1 protein-coding gene is annotated in these 1,195 nt (G+C 54.1%); it reads right to left on the bottom strand.

The window, feature by feature from the left end; genetic code table 11:
• Positions 1–10: 10 nt before the first annotated feature.
• On the bottom strand, positions 11–1,126 hold the full coding sequence (locus C7B65_RS26935) for an ISAs1 family transposase (protein WP_073075380.1): 1,116 nt from the start codon (positions 1,124–1,126) through the stop codon (positions 11–13).
• Positions 1,127–1,195: the final 69 nt, after the last annotated feature.

The raw sequence follows: 1,195 nt of genomic DNA, 5'->3' as shown, positions 1-1,195 counted from the left end.
CAGGGTGGTTTCAAGTTAGCCAGCGAAAAACCTGATGGACTTGATTGGCTAGATCCCGAATGCAATCTGGGAGAGTACGGCAACCCAAGCGACGGGCAAGCGTAATCAGGAACGAATTGAAGATCGCCCAACTAATCGGGGCATAGCCACCCCGTCGAGGCGGATCATCTTCCTGTAAAGTGACATCTTTGACCCAGTGCAACCCATTTTCAATTTGCCAGTGGCTACGGGTCAATTCTAGGAAAGCAGGGGCATCCAGGGTTAAGTTGCTCAAGTAGCACTGCGCCTCTTGAAACGGCTTGCCCGCCCGGATGCCCTGGCGGTTGACCCAAATCACCCGTGTGATGCCCGCACTGCTCCAGCGTTTGGGCAGCTCGTCAGGAGCGGCATAGACCTGGACGGTGCGCTGGGTTTGGCGACCATGTACCCGTTCCGAGTGGCTCGTTTGGCTCAACGGCAGCCCTTGCTGCCGCAGGTGGTGCAGGCGTTGATGGAGCGTCTTCTGATTGGCTTTGAGTCCGACCAGATAATGACTCTCCTGAGCGTTGATCAAGGTCAAGGTCTCCACTTGGGCGTGAAGGGCATCTAAACTGAATCCGACTGGCAACGATTGCGCCAAGGCAGGCGCTGTGGTGACTGTTCTCAACAATCGTTTGGCGACCTCAATTTCACTTTCTTGGGCGTTGTACATCAACGCTAACTGGACGACCCCAGCTTGCTGACCGTACACGGACACCAACGTGGCAAAGTTTTGGGCACTGCTGTTCCCACCCACCGAGGTACATTTGATGCTTTTGCCGTCGATTGACCATAACAATCCAGCCAATGCTGGCGCATGAAGCAGCGCCCAAACATTAAACGCATCGACCCAGGCTGCCGCATCGACTTGCAGAAACACTCGACGAACGGTGGAATAGGACGGGAACTGAGTCGTCTGCGGATCTAACTCCAACAGATCACACAAGCTGGCATGATGCTTCTGGCAAAACAGGGCGATGGGACGATAGCCCCAATACCCACATAAGCTTCCCAGCAAGGCTAGAAACAGCACCAACCAGAGGGGATGGCTTTGACCGCGCTTGCTTCGCGGGTCGGGAATCGTTTTTAATTGGTCTATGAGGGACATGGACTGCTACTTTTGTGATGATTGCAGTCCATCCTCATTTTTCTCTCTAGACCTTGAAACCACCCTGCT

It is taken from the genome of Phormidesmis priestleyi ULC007, assembly GCF_003003695.1.
GTDB lineage: Bacteria > Cyanobacteriota > Cyanobacteriia > Leptolyngbyales > Leptolyngbyaceae > Phormidesmis_A > Phormidesmis_A priestleyi_A.
This window is presented reverse-complemented; position numbering and strand designations above follow the sequence as displayed.